Origin of the sequence: Achromobacter sp. Root83 (assembly GCF_001428845.1) — a bacterium.
GTDB lineage: Bacteria > Pseudomonadota > Gammaproteobacteria > Burkholderiales > Burkholderiaceae_B > Achromobacter.
Window position 1 is genome coordinate 976,462 of sequence record NZ_LMIU01000001.1, and the last position, 20,345, is coordinate 996,806.

Genomic DNA, 20,345 nt, shown 5'->3' on the forward strand with positions numbered 1-20,345 from the left:
GACCATGACTACACGACCCATGCAGACCAAGCGTCTTGCCGCAACCCTTTGCACGGCGGGCCTGATGCTGATTGCCGGCGCGGCCCACGCGGCTGATGCCGGAACCAGCGGCACCGGTACGCCGCAGTCCCGCTACCAGCAGGATGTGGCCGCCTGCAAAAGCGGCGCCACCGGCCAGCCGCTGCAGACCTGCCTGCGCGAGGCGGGCGCCGCGCGGGAAGAGTCCCGCCGCCAGAACCTCAACGAAGCCAGCCCCGAACAGCGCCAGCAAAACATCCTGGCCCGCTGCAACCGGCTGCCCGAGGCGCAGCGCCAGAATTGCGTGACCCAGATGACCGCGCCCACGAACGTGCGCGGCAGTGTGCGGGGCGGGGGTGTCCTGCGTGAAACCGTGATCCAGGTGCCCGCGGATTCCATGCCGCCCGCCGCCACGGCGCCGGGGATGGCGCCCGTGCCGCCTGCCAGCACGGCGCCCGGCATGGCGCCGATGCCGCCCGCCAGCACTGCGCCGGGCATGGCGCCCGCGCCGATGCGCCAGTAAGCGGGGCCGCGGGGCGCGGCCGCAGCCACAATCAGGCAAAATGGCGGCTGTCGCCCTTTCTTACGCATATTCATGTCCGACGTCATCGCCCTGATTTTCGATTTCGACGACACGCTGGCCTCGGACAGCACGTCCGGTTTCCTGGACAGCATCGGGGTGGACACGGCGTCCTTCTGGAAGGACCAGGTCGACCCGCTGCTGTCCCAGCAGGACTGGGACCCCGTGCCCGCCTATCTGTACAAGATGATCCAGCTTTCCCAAGAGGGCAGGCATGGCCTCATCACGCAGCAACGGCTGAAGGACTGGGGCGCGCGGCTGGAACTGCACGACGGCGTGCCGACGCTGTTCCAGCGGCTGCGCGCGGCGGTGCGCGCCGAGCAGCCGCAGGTGCAGCTCGAGTTCTATCTGATTTCCAGCGGTATCGGCGACGTGGTCCGCTCCACGCCCATCGCGCACGAATTCACCGAGATCTGGGCGTCCGAATTCGTCTACGGCGAAGACGGCGGCATCTCCTTCCCGCGCCGCATCGTCAGCTTCACCGACAAGACCCGCTACCTGTTCCACATCCAGAAGGGCATCATCGGGCGCGATTTCCGCAGCAAGCCTTTCGAGGTCAACCGCAAGGTGCCCGAAGACCGCCTGCGCGTGCCTTTCGACCAGATGGTGTTCGTTGGCGACGGCTACACCGACATTCCCTGCTTTTCGCTGATCCGCCGCGCCGGCGGCTTTGCCTTCGGCGTCTGGGATCCCAAGCATCGCGACAAGCGCAGCCGGGCCTGGGGCTTCATCGAAGAGGGCAGGGTGTCCAACCTGAACCAGGCCCGCTACGACGAGCAGGCCGAACTCTATCAATGGCTCGAAGAGGCGGTCACCAGCCTGGCCGGCCGCATCGCGCTGAAGTCCCGGGTGTACCGTGGGTGAGCCCGCGGCCATGGCGGCGGTTCCGCCCTGGACCGAACAGGACGCCCGCTACATCACCCTGGCGCTCGAAGAGGCGCAGGCCGCCTACGACATAGGCGAAGTGCCGGTGGGCGCGCTGGTGGTGTCCGCCCAGGGAGACATCCTGGGCCGGGGCTACAACCGCACCATCATCGACCACGACCCGACCGCGCATGCCGAGATCGTCGCCTTGCGCAGCGCCGCGCGTCAGCTTGAAAATTACCGCCTGCCCGGCATCACCGTCTACGTGACGCTGGAGCCCTGCGTCATGTGCATCGGCGCCATGCTGCACGCGCGGCTGGCCCGCGTGGTGTTCGGCGCGTACGACCCCAAGACGGGAGCCTGCGGCAGCGTGCTGGACGTCGGTTCCGTTCCCAAACTCAATCATCACACTTCTGTCACCGGCGGCGTGCTGGCCGAACCTTGCGGCGATCTGCTGCGCCGGTTCTTCCGCGAGCGCCGCGCCAAGGAATCCATCGCATGAGCACCCCCAAAGCCGCCAAGCCTGCCGTCAAGGCGCGCGGCGCCAAAGCCGAAGCCGTCCCCGGCCATGATCACGAGCATGGCGACGCCTGCGGCGACGATTGCGGCCACGACCACGGCCACGACCATCATCACGGCGACCTTCCGGACGCGCGCGGCATTTACCTGATCTCGCCGTCTTCGGCGGTGCGCGACCCGGCCACGGTGGAACTCGCGCGCGAACGGCTTCAGCAGCAGGGCTTCAAGACAGCCCTGGACCGCACCGCCTTTGCCGAGCACCAGCGCTTCGCCGGCACGGACGCCCAGCGCCTGGCCAGCCTGACGCGCGCGGCCAAGCAGAAGCTGCCGATCGTGATGGTGACGCGCGGTGGCTATGGCCTGGGCCGGCTGCTGCATGCCATCGACTGGAAGGCCATGGCCGACAGCGGCAAGCGCTTTGTCGGCATGAGCGACTTCACCGCGTTCAACCTGGGCCTGCTGGCGCAAACCGGCGCGGTCAGCTACACGGGCGCGACGGCCGTCCAGGACTTCGGCGGCAAGAAGGTCGATGACCTGACCGAAGCGCTGTTCGGCGAAGTGATGCGCGGCGAACTCGAAATCCTCAGTTTCGAAACGCTGGACGCCGATCCGGTCGATGCCCGCGGCATTCTCTGGGGCGGCAACCTGGCCATGGTCACGTCGCTGCTGGGCACGCCCTACATGCCCAAGATCCGGGGCGGCATCCTGTTCCTGGAAGACGTGGCCGAGCATCCCTACCGCATCGAGCGCATGCTGATCCAGTTGTGGCAGGCCGGCATCCTGGCCAAGCAGAAGGCGATCGTGCTGGGCCGGTTCTCGGACTATAAGCTTGCGCCCCACGACAAGGGCTACGACCTGCACGAGGTCGTGGCATGGCTGCGCAAGACGGTGAAGGTGCCCGTCATCACGGGCCTGCCTTACGGGCATGTGGCCACCAAAGCCACCTTGCCGATCGGGCAGAAAGTCGGCATCGCCACCGAAAAGGGCCTGGCCCACCTGGTGCTGGACGAGCACCACCACTGATATTCCTGGCTGGCGGGCGGGCAGGATCGGGCGCGCAGGCCGCGCCCGCGCGATCCTGTCCACCCAAAAATAGGGGCCGCAGCCCCATTTGCTACACTATCCGGTTTCCTCGCATGCGTCTTCGGACGCCTTCAAACGCAAATACACCGTGATATCCACAGCCAATCTCACCATCCAGTTCGGTCCCAAGCCCCTTTTCGAGAACGTCAGCGTCAAGTTCGGGGAAGGCAACCGCTACGGGCTGATCGGGGCCAATGGGTCCGGCAAGTCTACGTTCATGAAGATCATCGGCGGCGACCTCGAATCCTCCGGCGGCAACGTGTCGCTCGAGCCGGGCGTGCGCCTGGGCAAGCTGCGCCAGGACCAGTTCGCGTTTGAAGACCTGCGCGTGCTGGACGTCGTGATGATGGGCCACACCGAGATGTGGGCCGCCATGTCCGAGCGCGACGCCATCTACGCCAATCCGGAAGCGTCGGAAGACGACTACATGCGCGCGGCCGACCTGGAAGCCAAGTTCGCCGAATACGACGGCTACACCGCCGAAGCCCGCGCGGGCGAGCTGCTGCTGGGCCTGGAAATCGCCGTGGACCAGCACAACCTGCCCATGCGCGAAGTGGCCCCGGGCTGGAAGCTGCGCGTGCTGCTGGCGCAGGCGCTGTTCTCCAACCCCGACGTCCTGCTGCTGGACGAGCCCACCAACAACCTGGATATCAACACCATCCGCTGGCTGGAAAACGTGCTCAACGGCTACCAGAGCACGATGATCATCATCAGCCATGACCGCCACTTCCTGAACCAGGTGTGCACGCACATGGCCGACGTGGACTACGGCGAGATCCGCATCTACGCCGGCAACTACGACGACTACATGCTGGCGTCCACCCAGGCCCGCGAGCGCCTGGTGTCCAACAACGCCAAGGCCAAGGAACGCGTCGCCGAACTCCAGGATTTCGTGCGCCGCTTCGCGGCCAACAAGTCCAAGTCGCGCCAGGCCACCTCGCGCCTGAAGCAGATCGACCGCATCAAGGCCGACCAGGTCGTGGTCAAGCCCTCGTCGCGCCAGAACCCGTATATCCGCTTCGAGCAGAACAAGGTCATGCACCGCCTGGCGGTCACCGTCGAAAACCTCACCAAGGCCTACGACGCGCCCGTGATCACCAAGTTCTCGGCGATGGTCGATGCGGGCGAAAAGATCGCCATCATCGGCGCCAACGGCGTCGGCAAGACGACCCTGCTGCGTCTGCTGGCCACGGAACTGCAACCCGATTCGGGCTCCGTGAAGTGGTCCGAAAACGCTGACCTGGGCTATATGGCCCAGGACGTGTCCGACCAGTTCCTGCAAACCGACATCAACCTGCTGGACTGGATGGGCGATCACCGCCAGCCGGGAGACGACGACCAGTCGATCCGTTCCGTGCTGGGCCGCCTGCTGTTCTCGGCGGACGATCTGCCCAAGGCGCCCAAGGTGCTGTCCGGCGGCGAAAAGAACCGCATGACCTTCGGCCGCCTGATGCTGGGCCGGCATAACGTCATGCTGCTCGACGAACCGACCAACCACCTGGACATGGAATCGATCGAGTCGCTGCAGTTCGCCCTGGAAAAGTACGAAGGCACGCTGGTGTTCGTCTCGCATGACCGTGAATTCGTGTCGGGCCTGGCCACGCGCGTGATCGAAATCCTGGCCACCGGCGAGATCATCGACTACCGCGGCGGCTACGAAGACTACCTGTCCTCGCGCGGCATCGAGGCCTGATCCCGCCGGATCTGCCACAGAGCGGCGCACGGCAACGTGCGCCGCTCTGCTTTTGGGCCCGGCAGGCGCGCCGCGCCCGCCGTTCAGCAAACCGCAATGTGCGCTGCGCTATCATCGCGCCAACCCTGGCGGCTGTCCGGCCAGGCATCTTTTTGCCCCCCTCATGTCTCCCTCCCAGTATGCCGCGCCCGATGGCGCGCAGATCAGTACGTTCGCCCTGACGGGCCGCATCGTCGCCATCGCTTTTTTCACCTTCATCTGCTACTTGGCCATCGGCTTGCCGCTGGCCGTGCTGCCGGGCTACGTGCACGACAAGCTGGGCTACGGCTCGGTCCTTGCCGGCCTGGCGATCAGCGTGCAGTACGTGGCCACCTTGCTCAGCCGGTCCCACGCGGGGCGCATGGCCGACACGGTCGGTCCCAAGCAGACGGTCGTGATCGGCATGGCGGCCTGCGCGGCCAGCGGTGTCTTCCTGCTGCTGGCGTATGCGTTCGAGCGCAGCGCCTGGCTCAGCCTGACGGCGATCATCGTCAGCCGGCTGGCGCTGGGCTTCGGCGAAAGCTGGGTCGGGACGGGCTCCGCCACCTGGGCCATCGCCAGGGTCGGGCCGCTGCACACGGCGCGCGTCATTTCCTGGAATGGCATCTGCACTTACGGCGGGCTGGCATTGGGCGCGCCCCTGGGCGTGCACCTGGAAACCGAATGGAGCATGGGAGCGCTGGGCGGCGCGGTGCTGCTGCTGGGGCTGATCGGGCTGGGACTGGCGATATCGCGGGCTGCCGTGGCCATCGTGGGCGGCCACCGCATGGCCTTCAAGAGCGTCGTCCTGCGCGTTTTTCCACACGGCATGGCGCTAGGCCTAGGGTCGGTCGGCTTCGGCACGCTGGCGGCCTTCGTGGCGCTGTTCTACGCCAGTTTCTCGTGGGATGGCGCCGCGCATGCGCTCAGCGCCTTTGGGGGCGCCTTCATCGGCGTGCGCCTGCTGTTCGCCGGCACCATCACGCGATTCGGCGGCTTCCGGGTCGCGCAGGTGTCCTTCCTGGTGGAAGCGGCGGGGCTGTTGCTGCTCTGGCTGGCGCCCAACCCCGGCGTGGCGCTGATGGGCGCCGCGCTGACGGGCTGCGGGTTCGCGCTGGTGTTCCCGGCCATCGGCGTCGAGGCCGTGGCGCGCGTGCCCGCCGGCAGCCGCGGGGCGGCACTGGGGGCGTATTCCGCCTTCCTGGACCTCGCGCTGGGCGTAACGGGACCGATCGCCGGGTACATCTCCAGCGGCTTCGGGTATCCGGCCATCTTCCTGGCGGCCTCCGGGTCCGTGCTGGCAGGGTTCATGATCGCGTTCGGATTGCAGCGCCATGCGGTCCGGCAGCATGCCGCCACCGCGGCGGCGTGATGTTTATTACTAAAAGAAGTAAAGACATTCGATATTGATTGTTTGGATTCATATAACGAATTGTTAGATTTGAGGCTCGTTTTCACGCGCCCACACGCTTCGTTCCATGAATCTGACCTTCGATCACGTCCATAAACACTTCGGCGACCTGCCCGTCGTGGATGGCTTCACCAGTGAAATCAAGACCGGGGAACTGGTCGCGCTGGTGGGTCCGTCCGGCTGCGGCAAATCGACTTTGCTGCATCTGGCCGCGGGACTGGAAAAGCCCACGGAGGGCAGCGTGCAGGCCGATGGCCGCGCGATCACCGGCCCGCATCCCAGCCGCACGCTGGTGTTCCAGGAACACGCGCTGTACCCGTGGCTGACGCTGGAAGACAACGTGGCGCTGGCGCTGGAATTTCAAAACACGCCCAAGAAGCGCGCCCGCGAGGCCGCCCGCGATTGGCTGGCCCGCGTCAGCCTGGCGGGGTTCGAACACTATTACCCCCATCAGGTGTCCGGCGGCATGCGCCAACGCGCCGCACTGGCGCGCGCGTTCGTCGCGCAGCCCCAGACCATGCTGATGGACGAGCCCTTCGGCGCGCTGGACGCGCTGACCCGCCTGAGCCTGCAGGATGTGCTGCGCCAACTGATCGCCCAGGAAAAACCCACCGTTCTGCTCGTCACCCACGACGTCGACGAAGCCCTGTTCCTGGCCGACCGCATCGTGGTGTTCAGCCCGCGCCCGGCGCGCGTGCTGCGCGAGTTCAATCTGGCGCATCGCGCCAAGACCCACGACCTGTCCGGCCTGGCCGCTGAAAAACGCGAGATCCTGCGCCTGCTGGGCATCGCGGTGGACGGCTCGCACGCTGACGCAGACTCGGACTCGGACCTGGCGCTGGCCGCCTGATCCCCTTTCCTGAACATTCCAGGCTGCGCACAGGCGCGGCCCATACCCGAATTCCCTGGAGCTCCTGATGAAATTGAAGCAATGGCTGTCCCTGCCGCTGGCCGCGGCGCTGCTGGCGGCGGCCCCCGCGATGGCGGCCGAAAAATTCCGCGTTGGCTATCTGCGCGTGATGGACGATGCGCAAGCCATCGTCGCGCAAGAGGGCGGCTATTACAAAAAGGCCGGCCTGGATTCCGAACTGATCGAATTCAAGTCGGGCACCGATCTGATCAAGGCGATCGTCGGCGGCCAGCTCGACATCGGCGTGCTGGGCTTTACCAATGCCGTGGCGTGGGCCTCCAAGGGCGCGGACCTGAAGGTGGTCGGCGGCGCGCAGCAGGGCTACCACTCGCTGATCGTGCGTGATGACTCGGGCATCAAGGACATCGCCGGCCTGAAGGGCAAGACGCTGGCTTCGCAGGCCGAGGGCAGCACCGCCGACGTGGTGCTCAAGGGCGTGGTGCTCAAGCAGGGCAACCTCAGCGCGGACGACGTCAACGTCATGGGTGTGAGCCCGGCGGTGGCGGTGCAGTCGCTGGTGGGCAAGCGCGTGGACGCGGCCTTTCTGTTCGAACCCTACGACCGCATCGCGCAACTGATCGCGCCGGTCAAGCAGATCTACGAAGTGGGCCAGGCCTGGCCGTTCCCCTGCATGGTCGTGATCACGTCGGGCGAGACGCTGGCCAAGCGCAAGGACGATGTCTGGAAGGCGCTGGATGCGCAGAACCAGGCCATCGCGCTGCTCCAGAAGGAACCCGCGCAAGCCTCCAAGCTGATCGCCTCGTATTTCATCGCCGAGCCCACGCTCAAGACGCTGACCCGCGGCGAACTCCCGCGTGAGACCGTCATCGCCGAAGCCATCGGCACGCAGGTGTTCACGCCCAAGCTGACGGAAAAGGACACGGCCCGCATGCAGGAAATCGCCGATATCCTGCAGGCCCAGGGTTCGCTGAAGACCCGTGACGGCAAGCCGTACGACGTGTCCAGCATCGTCGACCTGTCCTGGCAAGAGGCTCGCAAGCTTTGAGCGCATCTACCCGAGTAACCGGCGCCCGCAAGCATTTCGCGGGCGTTTTGGGCGTCTTGTTCATCCTGGCCCTTTGGCAGCTCGCGGCGTTCGCGCTGCCCGACTTCCTGATGCCAGGCGTGCCGGCCGTGGTCGAACGCCTGTTCGAAGACCTGGGCAAGCAGTCGTTCCACCAGAGCCTGATGGGCACGCTGGGCCGGCTGGGCGCGGGCTATGGCCTGGCGCTGGCGGCCGGCATCGGCTTCGGGCTTGTCGCGGCCGTGCTGTTCTTCTTCCGCGAGGTGCTGCGCAGCGCCATCGTCATCCTGCAATCGATTCCGTCCATTGCATGGGTGCCGCTGTTCCTCATCGTGATGGGATTCGGCAACACGCCCATCATCGTGGTGGTGGCGCTGTCGGCATTCTTTCCTGCAGCGCTCAGCGTGATGAACGCCACCGAGTCCGTGCAGCGCGTGCATGTGTCCGCGGCGCGCGTCATGGGCGCCACGCGGTGGGGGCTGGTCAAGCGGGTGTACCTGCCCGCCGTCATGCCCGAGCTCATCACCGGCGCGCAGCTTGCGTTCGGCAATGCCTGGCGGGCGCTGATCTCGGCGGAAATGCTGATCGGCTTCGGCAAGGGCCTGGGCCGTTCGCTGGCGTATTCCGGCGAGATCGCAGACATGACGGGCGTCATGACCAACATCCTGGTCATCGCCGTGCTGGCCGCGCTGATCGACCAGTTCGTGCTTGAAAACCTCAAGCACCGCCTGCTGCGCTACCAGTACGTCTAAGCGCGACGAGCACGCCATGGTCCGCCGCTGCCGCCTTTTCGTTCTTGCCGCCTGCCTGATGTTCGTGGGCCAGGCCCACGCGCAGGCCGAGACATTCGCGTCGGCGCGGGCCCGGGGCGAACTGGTGGTGGGCATACCGTATCTGGCGCCGCCGCCCGTGGCGGGCGCCAAGATCCGCACGCCGGACGGGCTGGACGCGGCCATCACCGAAAAGCTGGGCGCGAGCCTGGGCCTGCCGGTTCGCCTGGTGCAATTGCCGGCGGAACAGGCCGCGTCCGCGCTGGCCGCGGGCCAGGTGGACCTGGTGCTGGCCGACCGGGCCGCCAACCAGCCGGCCGAGGTCGCCACGCAGCCCACGGGCTATGCCGCGCGCCCCAAGGCCGTGATCCGCAGCGATACGCGCTTGCGCCAGCCCGCCGACGCGCGCGGCCGCAGCGTGTGCATGGCCGAGGCCGCCACGGCGGCCAAGGCCCTGGCGGAAAGCTGGGGCGCGGTGGTGCGCACGTACAAGGCGCCGTCCGACGCGCTGGTCGCGGTGCGTGAAGGCAGTTGCGATATCGGCCTGGTCGATGACGCCGTATGGGAACCGCTGGTGCGCTTTCCGGAATGGAAGAAGTTCTCCTCCACCCTGGCCGCCGATGGATCGCGGCGCGAACGGGTGTGGCTGCTGGCCGCCGATGACCAGGCCTCCCGCGTCTGGCTAGGCCAGGAAATGCGGGCCTGGGAACGCGCGGGCGCCTGGAAGGCCATGACGGCGAAATGGGCCCGCGACGTGGCCTTCGACGTCTACCTGGATCAGGAAGTGCCCGACTGCCACGGCTAGGGCCCGCGCGGGCCCGGCACTTACAATGCCGGGCATGACGCACACGTTGACCGCTCCCTGCTCGTATCAGGAAGACATCAAGAAAAGCCGCTTTGCCGCGTACGCCACGCCGGTATCCGCCGTCGACGACGCCATGCGTTTCTTCGCCGAGCGCGGAGACCCCGAGGCCACGCACAACTGCTGGGCCTACCGCATCGGGCAGGAGTACCGCTTCAATGATGACGGCGAACCCGGCGGCACCGCTGGCCGGCCGATCCTGCAAGCCATCGAAGGGCAGGACATGGACCGCGTGGCCGTGCTGGTGGTGCGCTGGTACGGGGGCGTGAAGCTCGGCGCGGGCGGACTGGTGCGCGCCTACGGCGGTTGCGCGGCCAATTGCCTGCGCTTGGGCGACCGGACCCCCATCGTGGATCTGGCGACCATCCGCTGCGCCTGCGGATTCGCCGAGCTCGCGCTGCTGAAGTCGCGCCTGGCGCAGGCGGGCGCGGCGATTCAGCAGGAAGACTTCAATGAGGAAGGCGTGGCGCTCTGCTTCACGGTGCCGCGCACGGCGATCGGCGAACTCGAACACACCGTGGCCAACATCACGCGCGGACGGTCGGCCTGGGAGCTGGTGTCGTAGCGGGGCGGGCCTGTTCCGCGCGCCCAACAGAAAGGGGCCCGATTCCGGGCCCCTTGCTTGTTTATGCGTCCTGGCTGTCTTGAGCCGCGGCGATTTCCTCGTGGACCTTCTTCATGTCCACTTCCTTGATCTTGGCAAGCAGCTCATTGAGCTGGCCGCCCGAGAGCGCGCCGGGTTGCGAGAACAACAGGACCTTTTCGCGGAACACCATCAGCGTGGGGATCGAGCGGATGCCCAGCGCGCCCGCCAGTTCCTGTTCGACGTCGGTATTCACCTTGGCGAATGTGACGTCGGGATGCTCGGAGGAAGCGTGCTCGAACACGGGCGCGAAGCCGCGGCACGGACCGCACCAGGGCGCCCAGAAATCGACAATGAGGGTGCCGTCAGGCGTGATGGCGTCTTGGAAGCTGTCTTTGGTGAGTTCAACAATACTCATATGGAATCCTTGCCGTCGGGGCGGCTGAAAAAGCGGTGTCGGAGGCCCGGGGGTGCCTTCCCCCGAACCCGATGCGGCGACGCGTGATGGCCAGGAGCCTGATAAGCAATAGTAGTGCGGGTCAAGGCTGCGTCGCAATGGTTGGCGCTCTGGAGAGCGCGGGCGGCCAGGCTCAGGCCGCGTTTACGGTGGAAATGCCGGCGCCGTTCTTCAGCGACGCGACGATCTCGAAGGAGCGCAGCCGGTCCGCGATGTCGTAGAAGTCGGACACGATCATGACCTCGTCGGCCTCGGTTTCGGCGACCAGCGCTTCGAGTTCGCGCTTGACCGTGTCCGGACCGCCCACGATGGAGGCGCCCAATCTTTGATTGACCGCCTCGCGTTCCCATTCGTTCCACAAGCCGTCCATGCTTTGGACGGGCGGCTGCAACTGCAGCCGGTTGCCGCGCACCAGCGACAGGAATTTCAATTGCTGCGTCGTGGCCTGGAACCGGGCGGCCTCGTCCGATTCCGCCGCGATGACCGGCACGCCTATCATGGAATAGGGGCGCGACAGCGTGGCGGAAGGCTTGAAGAGATGCCGGTAAAGCCGCATCGCGGCCATGCCTTCGGGCGAAAAATGGCCGGCGAACGAGAACGGCAGGCCCAGTTCGGCCGCCATCCGCGCACTGAAATCGCTGGATCCCAGCAGCCAGATGGGGACGTCCAGGCCTTCACCGGGAATGGCGCGCACGGGCTGGCCGGGGCGGGGCGGCGCCAGGTAGGCGCGCAGTTCCTCGACCAGCGCGGGAAACTCCAGACCGCTGCGGGGGCTGCGGCGCAGCGCCTGCTGGGTAGCGCCGTCGCTGCCGGGCGCGCGGCCCAGGCCCAGGTCGATGCGGCCCGGGTACAGGGTCTCAAGGGTGCCGAACTGTTCGGCGATGATCAGCGGCGCGTGGTTGGGCAGCATGACGCCGCCTGACCCGACGCGCAGGGTGCTCGTGTGGCCGGCCACGTGTCCGATCAGCACGGCGGTGGCGCTGCTGGCCACGCCGTTGATATTGTGGTGCTCGGCCAGCCAGAAGCGGTTGTAGCCTAACTGTTCCACATGCTGGGCCACGGCCACCGTATTGCGGAAGGCGTCCGCGGCATCGCGGCCCTGCACAATGGGGGCCAGGTCCAACACGGAAAAGGGAATGCGGGCCAGGGCGCTCATGCGTGCGCCTGCGGTGTCGTGGCGCCACAGGCGGGCAGGGCGGGGATCGGGCGGATAGGGCGCAAGTCGTACTCCATATGCTGATATACATGGGGAGTGTATCGGCGAATTCAACCTCGCAAGCCAGCAACCATGCGCTCGGGCGGGTTGATTGATTTTTCCGATCCGTGCAATAGTGGACACGAACCGAACACGACTTCAACGGAGACGCGCATGGGCACCCCGGGCCGCAACAACCAGATCGACAACATCGAATTCAACGTCGCGGACATCGCGCGCAGCAAGCAGTTCTACGGCCAGGTCTTCGGGTGGACGTTCACGGATTACGGCCCCACCTACTGCGAATTCACCGATGGCCGCCTGACCGGCGGCTTCACCACGGGCGAGGAGGTGCGTCCCGGCGGGCCGCTCGTGATTGTGTACGGCGACGATCTGGCCGCGACCCAGCAGCGTGTGACGGCGGCGGGCGGGCGGATCAGCCGCGAGGTGTTTTCCTTTCCCGGCGGCAGCCGCTTCCATTTCGTCGACCCCGACGGCTACGAACTGGCGGTGTGGACCGCCAAATGAAAAAGCCGTCCCGGCCTGAAGGCCGTGACGGCTTGGTGCCGCGGCCCGCGGGCCGGGCGGCCTATCCCGGGAAGAACGCGTAGCGGATGACGAACAGCACGGCCACCAGCCACGTGGCCGGGTGGACGTCGCGGATCTTGCCCGTGGCGGTTTTCAGCACCACATAGCTGATGAAACCGAACGCGATGCCGTTGGCGATCGAATACGTGAAAGGCATGACCAGCGCGGTCAGCGCGGCCGGCGTCGCTTCGCAGACGTCGTTCCAGTCGATGTCGATCAGTTCGCGCATCATCAGGCCGGCCACGTAGAGCAGGGCGGGCGCGGTGGCGTAAGCAGGCACGGCGCCGGCCAGCGGCGAGATGAACAGCGCGGCCAGGAACAGCAGGCCCACGACCAGCGCGGTCATGCCCGTGCGCCCGCCCGCCTGCACGCCCGAGGCGCTTTCGACATAGGCGGTGGTGCTGCTGGTGCCCAGCATCGAGCCGGCGACGATGGCGGTGCTGTCGGCGAACAGCGCGCGGCCCAGGCGGTTGGGCCGGTCTTCGGGCACCAGGCCGGCGCGCTTGGCCACGCCCACCAGCGTGCCGGTGGCGTCGAACACTTCGACCAGCACGAACACCAGGATCACGTGAACAAAACCGCTGTGCAGCGCGCCCAGGATGTCCAGCTTGAACAGCGTGGGCGACAGGCTGGGCGGCATCGAGAAAATGCCCTTGAATTCGTTGTAGCCCAGCGCCATGGACAGCACGGTCACGGCAATGATGCCGATCAGGATCGCGCCGCGCACGCGCAGCGCGTCCAGCGACGCGATGATGAAGAAGCCCAGGATGGCGAAGAGCGGGCCGTGGGTCGTCAGGTTGCCCAGCGTCACCTTGGTGGCGGGGTGCGCGACGACGATGCCGGCGCTGGATAGCGCGATAATGGCAAGGAACAGGCCGATGCCGGCTGCAATCGCGCTGCGCAGCGAATGCGGAATGCCCTTGACCAGCCACACCCGGATGCCCGAGATCGTCAGGAACAGGAAGATCACGCCCGAGATGAACACCGCGCCCAGCGCCTGCTCCCAGGTGTAGCCCATGGTCTTGACGACCGTGAATGCGAAGAATGCGTTCAGGCCCATGCCGGGCGCCATGCCGATGGGCCAGTTGGCGATCAGCGCCATCACCAGGGAACCCAGCGCGGCGGCCAGGCAGGTGGCCACGAAGACGGCGTCGCGGTCCATGCCGGTCGATGACAGGATGTCTGGATTGACGAAGATGATGTACGACATCGTCAGGAATGTCGTCAGGCCAGCCACGACTTCCGTTCGCGCGGACGTCCCGTGTTCACGCAGCTTGAATAGCTTCTCCAGCATTCTGGTCCCCAGTGTGTTTGCAAGCTTGCAGGTGGTGGCGGGAGGGCGCCGGGCGGCCCCCGCATTTCAGAAACAGGCGTATTTTCGCATCAGTTGTAAACTCTGCCGCCATGATTATTCTCGGCTTTGAAAGCTCCTGCGACGAAACCGGTGTCGCAGCCGTCTGTACCGAACGCGGTCTGCTCGCGCACGCGCTGCATACCCAGATCGCCATGCACCAGGAATACGGGGGCGTGGTGCCCGAACTCGCCTCGCGCGACCATATCCGCCGTGTCGTGCCCTTGACCCGCCAGGTGCTCGAAGAAGCTGGCCTGCAGATGTCGGACATCGGCGCCGTGGCCTATACGGCCGGCCCGGGCCTGGCGGGCGCTTTGCTGGTAGGGGCAAGCGTGGCGCAGTCGTTCGCCTGGTCGCGGCGCCTGCCCGCCATCGGCATCCACCACCTGGAAGGGCATCTGCTGTCGCCGATGCTGGCGGATCCGCGGCCCGACTTTCCCTTCATCGCCTTGCTGGTGTCCGGCGGCCACACGCAATTGATGCGGGTGGACGGCGTGGGGCGCTACAAACTGCTGGGCGAAACGCTGGACGACGCCGCGGGCGAAGCCTTCGACAAGTCCGCCAAGCTGATGGGCCTGGGCTATCCGGGCGGCCCGGCGCTGGCCAAGCTGGCCGGTAGCGGCGACGCCTCGCGTTTTGAGTTGCCTCGGCCCATGCTGCACAGCAAAGACCTGGATTTCAGCTTCAGCGGCCTGAAGACGGCTGTGCTGACCCGCGTCAAGGCGGCGGAGCAGGCGGGCGGGCTGGACGACCAGACTCGCGCGGATCTGGCCGCGGCCACGCAGGGCGCCATCGTGGACGTGCTGGCGGCGAAGGCCATCCGCGCGCTGAAACAGACCGGCTTGCGCCGGCTGGTGGTGGCCGGCGGCGTGGGCGCGAACCAGCTTCTGCGCGCCAAGCTGGACGCGGCGCTCAAGCCGCTGAAGGCCCGCGCCTACTTTCCGCCGCTGGCCTTGTGCACCGATAACGGCGCCATGATCGCGTTCGCGGCGGCGGAGCGGGTCAAGGCGGGTCTGGCAACGCTGGATCCCGATGCGCACAGCTTTACGGTCAAGCCGCGCTGGGACCTGGCGGATATCGCCTGAAACGTAACGGGCGGCCAGGCCGCCCGCTGTTCTTGTTTATTTTTTCTTGCCGCCGCCGATGCGGCTTTCCGTGCCCTGGATCAGCCGCGTGATGTTGGCGCGATGGCGGTAGAACAGCAGCACGCCGATGACGGCCAGCGCCACGGCCATGGGCGGCTGCGCATGCCATGCCAGGCCGGATCCGAAAACGTAATACACGGGGGCGAAGAACGCCGCCACCAGCGAGGCCAGCGAGGAATAGCGGAAAAAGACGGCGATGATGAGCCAGGTGGCGGCCGTGGCGACGGCCAGCCAGGGCTGGATCGCCACCAGCACGCCCAGCGCGGTCGCCACGCCCTTGCCGCCCTTGAAGCCCAGGAACACCGGGTACAAGTGGCCCACGAAGGCGGCCAGCGCCACCAGCGCCAATGCCACGGGGGCGATGCCCGGCGCCAGTCTTTCGGCCAGCCAGATCGCGAACCATCCCTTGGCCGCGTCGCCCAGCAGCGTCAGCGCGGCGGCCGTCTTGTTGCCGGTGCGCAGCACATTGGTGGCGCCGGGATTCTTGGATCCGTAGCTGCGCGGATCCTGCAGCCCCATGAGCTTGCTGACCACCACGGCGAACGGCACGGAGCCGATCAGGTAGGCCAGCACGACGAGCGCAGCGGTGAACACCAGGGAGGGTTCGGTAATCGCCATGGAAAGGGAGTCCGTTGTTGTAGTAATGGCTGCGGATTCTACCGCGCCCGGGGCAGGACCGGGTTCGGGTTATCGAGTGTGCGCTGCTGGCGTAAAGCGGACAGGCGGACAGACGGGAGGGGGCTGCGGACGGTACAATCCGCAACGTCCACCTGCGTTTTATTTTCTTTCGGATGCACAATGCGAATTCTGGTTTCGAACGACGATGGTTATTCCGCCCCTGGCCTCGAAGCCCTGGTGGCTGCGCTGCAAGGCCTGGGCGACCTCACCGTCGTCGCGCCCGAGACCAACCACAGCGGGGCATCCAATTCCCTTACCCTGAACCGCCCCCTGTCGGTGCGCACCGCCTCCAACGGTTTCATCGCCGTCAGCGGCACACCGTCTGACTGCGTGCACGTGGCGCTGACCGGCCTGATGGATACGCGCCCCGACCTGGTGGTGTCCGGCATCAACAACGGCGCCAACATGGGCGACGACACCCTCTATTCGGGCACCGTCGCCGCCGCCAGCGAAGGCTATCTGTTCGGCATACCGGCCATCGCGTTTTCGCTGGCCGAGAAGGGATGGGAACACATCGATTCGGCCGCACGCGCCGCCCGCCTGGTGGTCGAGCGCCATCTGGCGCAGCCGCTGGCCGCGCCCGTGCTGCTCAACGTCAACATCCCGAGCCGCCGCTTCGAGGACATGCACGGCTTCGCGGTCACGCGGCTGGGCAAGCGGCATCCGTCGCAGCCCGTGGTGCGCACCACCACGCCCTATGGCGATACGGTCTATTGGATCGGGCCGGTCGGCCTGGCCGCCGACGCCACGCCGGGCACCGACTTCCACGCCGTCGAGCAGGGCACGGTGTCGGTCACGCCGCTGCGCCTGGACTTGACCCAGCACAGCCAGCTCGACGAAATCCGTACCTGGGCGGAGCCGCTATGCGCAAACGCATAAGCCAGCCCGACGTGTCGCAGGCGCCGTCCGGCCGCTCCAGCGCGGTCCGCCATGACGCCGGCCGCCTGAGCCCGGGCGTCACGCCCGCCAACAGCAACACGCGCGTGTCCGCGGCCACCTTGCAACGCCAGGCCCAGGCGCCCGCGCCCGCGTCCGGCGGCAACCTGGGCTTGAATTCCGAACGCCTGCGCCAGGCCATGGTGCAGCGCCTGCGCGCGCAGGGCATCACCGACGAACGCGTGCTGAACGCCATGTCCATCGTGCCGCGCCATCTCTTCGTCGACGAGGCGCTGGCCAGCCGCGCCTATGAAGACGCCGCGCTGCCCATCGGTCATTCACAGACCATCTCCCAGCCTTGGGTCGTGGCGCGCATGATCGCGGCGGCCTGCGAAGACCGCACGCCGACGCGCGTGCTCGAAGTCGGCGCGGGCTGCGGCTACCAGGCCGCGGTGCTGGCGCAGTTCGTGCGCGATGTCCACACCATCGAACGCATCCGTGGCCTCTATGAGCTGGCGCGCGAGCATCTGCGCGCCTTGCGGCTGACCACCAGGATCCGCCTGATCCATGGAGACGGCACCTTGGGGCTGCCCGGCGTGGCGCCTTTCGATGCTATCGTTGTGGCTGCCGCTGGCCTGGCCATCCCGCAAGCGCTGCTTACGCAGCTTGCGCCGGGTGGACGCCTTATCGCTCCCGAAGGGGGCTCGAACCAGCGCCTCGTTCTCATCGAACGCACGGGCGCGGCCAGCTGGAAACGTACTGAACTAGAGGCCGTGCGCTTTGTGCCGCTACGGTCCGGAATACAATCTTGAGCGACAGGAGAAACGTATGCTCAACGGGCAGTTGCAACTGACCGATATGAATTTGGGCGCGTCCAAGACGCGTCTGCGCCGCCCGCTCTTCGCAGTGGGGGTCCTCAGCCTTGCCATCCTGGCGGGCTGCGCATCCAAAGGTACTCGTGCCCCGGTGGTCGACATGACCGGCGGGCAACCCGCGTCGTCGGCCCAGTCCGGCGGAAGCTATGTGGTCAAGCCGGGCGACACGCTCTACAAGATCGCTCGCGCGAACAATGTGGATATCGAGAACATCAAGCGCTGGAACAACATCACCGATCCCAACCAGATTTCGGTCGGGCAGGTGCTGAAGATGTCCGGCGGCTCGGGCGGCGGCGCGCAAACCGCGCCGATCGCCAGCGCCAAGCCGCAGCCGCGTCCGCTGGACCAGCCCGATCCCTCGGCGTCGCCACCCCCGTCGCCGGACGCAACGCCCACGCCGCCTCCGGTTCCGGTAGAGACCAAGCCCGCCACGCGCGCGGCGGATGCGGGCGTCATCAACTGGGCCTGGCCGGCCGGCGGACCGATCGTGCAGGGCTTCAATGCCAGCAGCAAGGGCATCGACATCTCCGGCGCGCTGGGCGACCCGATCACCGCCGCGGCCGACGGCCTGGTCAAGTACAGCGGCAACGGCGTGCGCGGACTGGGCAACCTGATCATCGTCGAACACCAGAACGGTTTCATCACCGCCTACGCGCATAACCGCGCCGTGCTCGTGAAGACCGGCCAGACGGTCAAGCGCGGGGCCAAGATCGCCGAACTCGGCCAAAGCGACACCACGTCGCCGCGCCTGCACTTCGAGATCCGCCGCCAAGGCACGCCCGTCGACCCGATGCAATACCTGCCGCCCAAATGACGCCCACCCTGGTATTCGACCTCGAAACCATCCCCGACGCCGACGGGCTGCGCAAGCTCAACGGCTGGGGCGCCGACGTGCCCGACCAGGAGGTCGTCGAGCGCGCCCTCGCGGCGCGCCGCGAGGCCGTCGGCCATGACTTCCTGCCGCTGCACCTGCACAAGGTGGCGGTGGTGGGTTGCGTGTTCCGCGACGACCAGGGTTTTCGCGTCAAGACGCTGGGCCAGCCCGACGATCCCGAAGCCGCCTTGCTGGCGGGTTTCTTCAAGACCATCGAACGCTACACGCCAAAAATCGTGAGCTGGAATGGCTCGGGATTCGACCTGCCGGTGCTGCATTACCGCAGCCTGATCCAGGGGGTGCCCGCGCCGCGCTACTGGGACATGGGCGAAGAAGACCGCGACTTCAAGTTCAACAACTACATCTCCCGCTACCACACGCGCCATCTTGACCTGATGGACGTGCTGGCCAAGTACAACGGCCGCGCCAACGCGCCGCTCGACGAACTGGCCAAGCTGTGCGGCTTTCCGGGCAAGCTCGGCATGGACGGCAGTAAGGTCTGGGAGGCCTGGAGCCAGGGCCGCGCCGACGAGGTGCGCGCGTATTGCGAAACCGACGTGGTCAACACCTGGCTGGTGTATTGCCGCTTCCGCTTCCTGCGCGGCGAACTGGACCGCACTTCCTACGACGCTGAAATCGCGCTGGTGCGCGATACGCTCAGCGCCAGTGACGCGCCGCACTGGAAGGAATACCTGACGGCCTGGGACGCGGGCTGACGGGCGTACGCAAGGCGGCGAATGCGACGGGGCCATGCCCCGCCAAGCACGGACGGACGGGGCCTGATCGGCCCCGTTCCCGCGTCTGGGGCCAAGCAATCGACTGAAACATGGACGCCAAGCACGAAACCTGGATGAAACCGGCGCGACCGCACAATGGCCTCGCTTTCTTCACTTTCAGGAGACCTTCATGTCCCGATTCGCTATCCGCTCCAATTTGGCCGCCCTTGCTATTGTCGCCGCGACGAGCGGTTTCGCGGCCGGCACCGCTATGGCTGCTCCTCCTCCTTCCGGCGACGGCGGCCCGGCCGCCATGCACGAAGGCCACCGCGGCGGCGGCTTCCACAAAGGCATGCGCGACGGCCTGCTCATTCCCGGCCTGGGCCCCGTGTCCAAGTCCCAAATCGCCGAACTGAAGCTCGACGCCAAGCAGGAAGCCTTGTTCAAGACCGCGCAGGACGGCCAGCGCAGCCTGCACGAAGCGATGCGCGCGTCCGGCGGCAAGCGCCATGACCTGCTGAAAGCGCAACTGGACAGCGGCAAGCTGGATCCGCGCGCGCTGATGGAGCAGTCGGAAAAATCGCGTGACCAGTTCGGTCCGCAGGCCAAGCAGGTCCGCGACCAATGGCTGGCCGTCTGGGACAGCCTCAACGAAACCCAGCGCGGCCAGGTGACCAAGATCGTCAAGGATCGCGAAGCCAAGATGGCGGAGCGCCACGCCAAGATGGAAGGCCGTCATGGCAAGGGCAGGGGCGGCATGCCTCCCCCTCCGCCCGCCGCCGGCGACGTGCCGCCGCCTCCGCCCAAGGCTAACTAAGCCGGTACTGCTGGCCAGTAGCTCAGGCCAGTAGCTCAGGCCAGTAGCTCAGGCCAGTAGCTCAGGCCAGTAACTCAGGCCGGTAATTCCTGCCAGCAATTCAGGCCAGCAATTCAGGCCAGCAATTCAGGCCAGCAATTCAGGCCACCCCCACCAGCCCCGGACGCCTCGTGCGTACCGGGGCTTTATTTGGGCCGCCGCTTTCGCCCGCGCGCGGTAGGAACGCTTTGGGTGCGCGCGCCCCATTTTGGCGCATAGCGCCGTCAGTTCGCGCCAAAGCGGGGCGCCGGCGGGCCGTTCCCGCCGGGAAACCGTGCGCCGCGCGTCTTGTGAGGCGTGATCGGAACCTGGCACGGACATTGCTTGATGGATGGGGAGCCGGTGCTGACCCAGCGCTGCCAAGCCGGCCAGTTGGATGCGCCCCGGGCCGTCCGCTTC

General features: G+C 66.8%; 22 protein-coding genes. 18 read left to right on the forward strand and 4 right to left on the reverse strand.

The window, feature by feature from the left end; genetic code table 11:
- The first annotated feature begins 4 nt into the window (after positions 1-4).
- The 11 genes from ASE30_RS04405 to ASE30_RS04455 all read left to right on the forward strand — a co-directional run bounded on the left by ASE30_RS04405 (position 5) and on the right by ASE30_RS04455 (position 10,317).
- Positions 5-541: a hypothetical protein gene (locus tag ASE30_RS04405; protein ID WP_235515179.1), complete on the forward strand. Its 537-nt coding sequence runs from the start codon at positions 5-7 to the stop codon at positions 539-541.
- Positions 542-613: 72 nt separating this feature from the next.
- The gene (locus tag ASE30_RS04410; protein ID WP_057283006.1) at positions 614-1,462 is read left to right on the forward strand and encodes an HAD family hydrolase; all 849 of its coding nucleotides are present in this window, start codon (positions 614-616) and stop codon (positions 1,460-1,462) included.
- 10 nt (positions 1,463-1,472) lie between these two features.
- Entirely contained in the window at positions 1,473-1,964 is a 492-nt protein-coding gene (tadA, locus tag ASE30_RS04415) for a tRNA adenosine(34) deaminase TadA (RefSeq protein WP_057283007.1), read from the forward strand.
- Positions 1,961-3,004, forward strand: coding sequence for an LD-carboxypeptidase (locus ASE30_RS04420; protein ID WP_057283008.1), 1,044 nt, complete (start codon positions 1,961-1,963; stop codon positions 3,002-3,004). Before tadA ends, ASE30_RS04420 begins: the two co-directional genes overlap by 4 nt.
- A 148-nt stretch (positions 3,005-3,152) precedes the next feature.
- Positions 3,153-4,757 (forward strand): ABC-F family ATPase, encoded by a 1,605-nt coding sequence (locus ASE30_RS04425; protein ID WP_057283270.1) that lies wholly within the window; start codon positions 3,153-3,155, stop codon positions 4,755-4,757.
- A gap of 163 nt (positions 4,758-4,920) precedes the next feature.
- Positions 4,921-6,147, forward strand: coding sequence for an MFS transporter (locus ASE30_RS04430; protein WP_057283009.1), 1,227 nt, complete (start codon positions 4,921-4,923; stop codon positions 6,145-6,147).
- A 106-nt stretch (positions 6,148-6,253) separates the two neighbouring features.
- Positions 6,254-7,036, forward strand: a complete 783-nt coding sequence (locus ASE30_RS04435; protein ID WP_057283010.1) for an ABC transporter ATP-binding protein — start codon at positions 6,254-6,256, stop codon at positions 7,034-7,036.
- A 67-nt stretch (positions 7,037-7,103) separates the two neighbouring features.
- Positions 7,104-8,102, forward strand: a complete 999-nt coding sequence (locus tag ASE30_RS04440; protein WP_057283011.1) for an ABC transporter substrate-binding protein — start codon at positions 7,104-7,106, stop codon at positions 8,100-8,102.
- Positions 8,099-8,872 carry an ABC transporter permease gene (locus ASE30_RS04445; RefSeq protein WP_057283012.1) on the forward strand — a complete coding sequence of 258 codons (774 nt, stop codon included), beginning with the start codon at positions 8,099-8,101 and terminating at the stop codon, positions 8,870-8,872. Before ASE30_RS04440 ends, ASE30_RS04445 begins: the two co-directional genes overlap by 4 nt.
- A 16-nt stretch (positions 8,873-8,888) precedes the next feature.
- Positions 8,889-9,695 (forward strand): transporter substrate-binding domain-containing protein, encoded by an 807-nt coding sequence (locus tag ASE30_RS04450; RefSeq protein WP_057283013.1) that lies wholly within the window; start codon positions 8,889-8,891, stop codon positions 9,693-9,695.
- A gap of 34 nt (positions 9,696-9,729) precedes the next feature.
- Positions 9,730-10,317 (forward strand): YigZ family protein, encoded by a 588-nt coding sequence (locus ASE30_RS04455; RefSeq protein ID WP_057283271.1) that lies wholly within the window; start codon positions 9,730-9,732, stop codon positions 10,315-10,317.
- A gap of 61 nt (positions 10,318-10,378) precedes the next feature.
- Here ASE30_RS04455 and ASE30_RS04460 read toward each other — a convergent pair whose 3' ends face one another.
- Complete coding sequence (locus ASE30_RS04460) at positions 10,379-10,753, reverse strand: co-chaperone YbbN (protein ID WP_057283014.1); 375 nt, start codon at positions 10,751-10,753, stop codon at positions 10,379-10,381.
- A gap of 172 nt (positions 10,754-10,925) precedes the next feature.
- Complete coding sequence (locus ASE30_RS04465) at positions 10,926-11,948, reverse strand: LLM class flavin-dependent oxidoreductase (RefSeq protein ID WP_057283015.1); 1,023 nt, start codon at positions 11,946-11,948, stop codon at positions 10,926-10,928.
- Positions 11,949-12,161: 213 nt separating this feature from the next.
- Between ASE30_RS04465 and ASE30_RS04470 the strand changes: the two genes are divergently transcribed.
- Positions 12,162-12,515, forward strand: a complete 354-nt coding sequence (locus ASE30_RS04470; RefSeq protein WP_057283016.1) for a VOC family protein — start codon at positions 12,162-12,164, stop codon at positions 12,513-12,515.
- A gap of 61 nt (positions 12,516-12,576) precedes the next feature.
- Here the strand turns inward: ASE30_RS04470 and ASE30_RS04475 are convergent, their stop codons facing one another.
- On the reverse strand, positions 12,577-13,869 hold the full coding sequence (locus ASE30_RS04475; RefSeq protein ID WP_057283017.1) for an NCS2 family permease: 1,293 nt from the start codon (positions 13,867-13,869) through the stop codon (positions 12,577-12,579).
- Between the two features lie 110 nt (positions 13,870-13,979).
- On the opposite strand from ASE30_RS04475, the gene tsaD reads away from it, so the two are divergent.
- A complete protein-coding gene (gene tsaD, locus ASE30_RS04480; RefSeq protein ID WP_057283018.1) occupies positions 13,980-15,011 on the forward strand; it encodes a tRNA (adenosine(37)-N6)-threonylcarbamoyltransferase complex transferase subunit TsaD in 1,032 nt (343 codons plus the stop codon).
- A 36-nt stretch (positions 15,012-15,047) separates the two neighbouring features.
- On the opposite strand, the gene plsY is transcribed toward tsaD, so the two are convergent.
- On the reverse strand, positions 15,048-15,689 hold the full coding sequence (gene plsY, locus ASE30_RS04485) for a glycerol-3-phosphate 1-O-acyltransferase PlsY (protein WP_057283019.1): 642 nt from the start codon (positions 15,687-15,689) through the stop codon (positions 15,048-15,050).
- A 180-nt stretch (positions 15,690-15,869) separates the two neighbouring features.
- Here plsY and surE point away from each other — a divergent pair, with 180 nt between their 5' ends.
- The 5 genes from surE (at position 15,870) to ASE30_RS04510 (ending at position 19,907) form a co-directional block, all read left to right on the forward strand.
- A complete protein-coding gene (surE, locus tag ASE30_RS04490) occupies positions 15,870-16,628 on the forward strand; it encodes a 5'/3'-nucleotidase SurE (protein ID WP_057283020.1) in 759 nt (252 codons plus the stop codon).
- Complete coding sequence (locus ASE30_RS04495; protein ID WP_057283021.1) at positions 16,613-17,437, forward strand: protein-L-isoaspartate(D-aspartate) O-methyltransferase; 825 nt, start codon at positions 16,613-16,615, stop codon at positions 17,435-17,437. Before surE ends, ASE30_RS04495 begins: the two co-directional genes overlap by 16 nt.
- Positions 17,438-17,453: 16 nt before the next feature.
- Positions 17,454-18,314 (forward strand): peptidoglycan DD-metalloendopeptidase family protein, encoded by an 861-nt coding sequence (locus ASE30_RS04500; protein ID WP_057283022.1) that lies wholly within the window; start codon positions 17,454-17,456, stop codon positions 18,312-18,314.
- Positions 18,311-19,090 carry a 3'-5' exonuclease gene (locus tag ASE30_RS04505; RefSeq protein ID WP_057283023.1) on the forward strand — a complete coding sequence of 260 codons (780 nt, stop codon included), beginning with the start codon at positions 18,311-18,313 and terminating at the stop codon, positions 19,088-19,090. Before ASE30_RS04500 ends, ASE30_RS04505 begins: the two co-directional genes overlap by 4 nt.
- A 190-nt stretch (positions 19,091-19,280) precedes the next feature.
- Positions 19,281-19,907, forward strand: coding sequence for a hypothetical protein (locus ASE30_RS04510; RefSeq protein ID WP_057283024.1), 627 nt, complete (start codon positions 19,281-19,283; stop codon positions 19,905-19,907).
- The last annotated feature ends 438 nt before the right edge of the window (positions 19,908-20,345 follow it).

Coding starts and splice junctions, on each gene's coding strand:
- ASE30_RS04430 (WP_057283009.1), top strand. CDS start 4,921: ATGTCTCCCTCCCAGTATGCCGCGCCCGATGGCGCGCAGATCAGTACG.
- ASE30_RS04420 (WP_057283008.1), top strand. CDS start 1,961: ATGAGCACCCCCAAAGCCGCCAAGCCTGCCGTCAAGGCGCGCGGCGCC.
- ASE30_RS04500 (WP_057283022.1), top strand. CDS start 17,454: ATGCTCAACGGGCAGTTGCAACTGACCGATATGAATTTGGGCGCGTCC.
- ASE30_RS04475 (WP_057283017.1), bottom strand. CDS start 13,869: ATGCTGGAGAAGCTATTCAAGCTGCGTGAACACGGGACGTCCGCGCGA.
- ASE30_RS04510 (WP_057283024.1), top strand. CDS start 19,281: ATGTCCCGATTCGCTATCCGCTCCAATTTGGCCGCCCTTGCTATTGTC.
- ASE30_RS04460 (WP_057283014.1), bottom strand. CDS start 10,753: ATGAGTATTGTTGAACTCACCAAAGACAGCTTCCAAGACGCCATCACG.
- tsaD (WP_057283018.1), top strand. CDS start 13,980: ATGATTATTCTCGGCTTTGAAAGCTCCTGCGACGAAACCGGTGTCGCA.
- ASE30_RS04410 (WP_057283006.1), top strand. CDS start 614: ATGTCCGACGTCATCGCCCTGATTTTCGATTTCGACGACACGCTGGCC.
- ASE30_RS04505 (WP_057283023.1), top strand. CDS start 18,311: ATGACGCCCACCCTGGTATTCGACCTCGAAACCATCCCCGACGCCGAC.
- ASE30_RS04435 (WP_057283010.1), top strand. CDS start 6,254: ATGAATCTGACCTTCGATCACGTCCATAAACACTTCGGCGACCTGCCC.
- plsY (WP_057283019.1), bottom strand. CDS start 15,689: ATGGCGATTACCGAACCCTCCCTGGTGTTCACCGCTGCGCTCGTCGTG.
- ASE30_RS04470 (WP_057283016.1), top strand. CDS start 12,162: ATGGGCACCCCGGGCCGCAACAACCAGATCGACAACATCGAATTCAAC.
- ASE30_RS04455 (WP_057283271.1), top strand. CDS start 9,730: ATGACGCACACGTTGACCGCTCCCTGCTCGTATCAGGAAGACATCAAG.
- tadA (WP_057283007.1), top strand. CDS start 1,473: ATGGCGGCGGTTCCGCCCTGGACCGAACAGGACGCCCGCTACATCACC.
- ASE30_RS04450 (WP_057283013.1), top strand. CDS start 8,889: ATGGTCCGCCGCTGCCGCCTTTTCGTTCTTGCCGCCTGCCTGATGTTC.
- ASE30_RS04495 (WP_057283021.1), top strand. CDS start 16,613: ATGCGCAAACGCATAAGCCAGCCCGACGTGTCGCAGGCGCCGTCCGGC.
- ASE30_RS04440 (WP_057283011.1), top strand. CDS start 7,104: ATGAAATTGAAGCAATGGCTGTCCCTGCCGCTGGCCGCGGCGCTGCTG.
- ASE30_RS04405 (WP_235515179.1), top strand. CDS start 5: ATGACTACACGACCCATGCAGACCAAGCGTCTTGCCGCAACCCTTTGC.
- surE (WP_057283020.1), top strand. CDS start 15,870: ATGCGAATTCTGGTTTCGAACGACGATGGTTATTCCGCCCCTGGCCTC.
- ASE30_RS04465 (WP_057283015.1), bottom strand. CDS start 11,948: ATGAGCGCCCTGGCCCGCATTCCCTTTTCCGTGTTGGACCTGGCCCCC.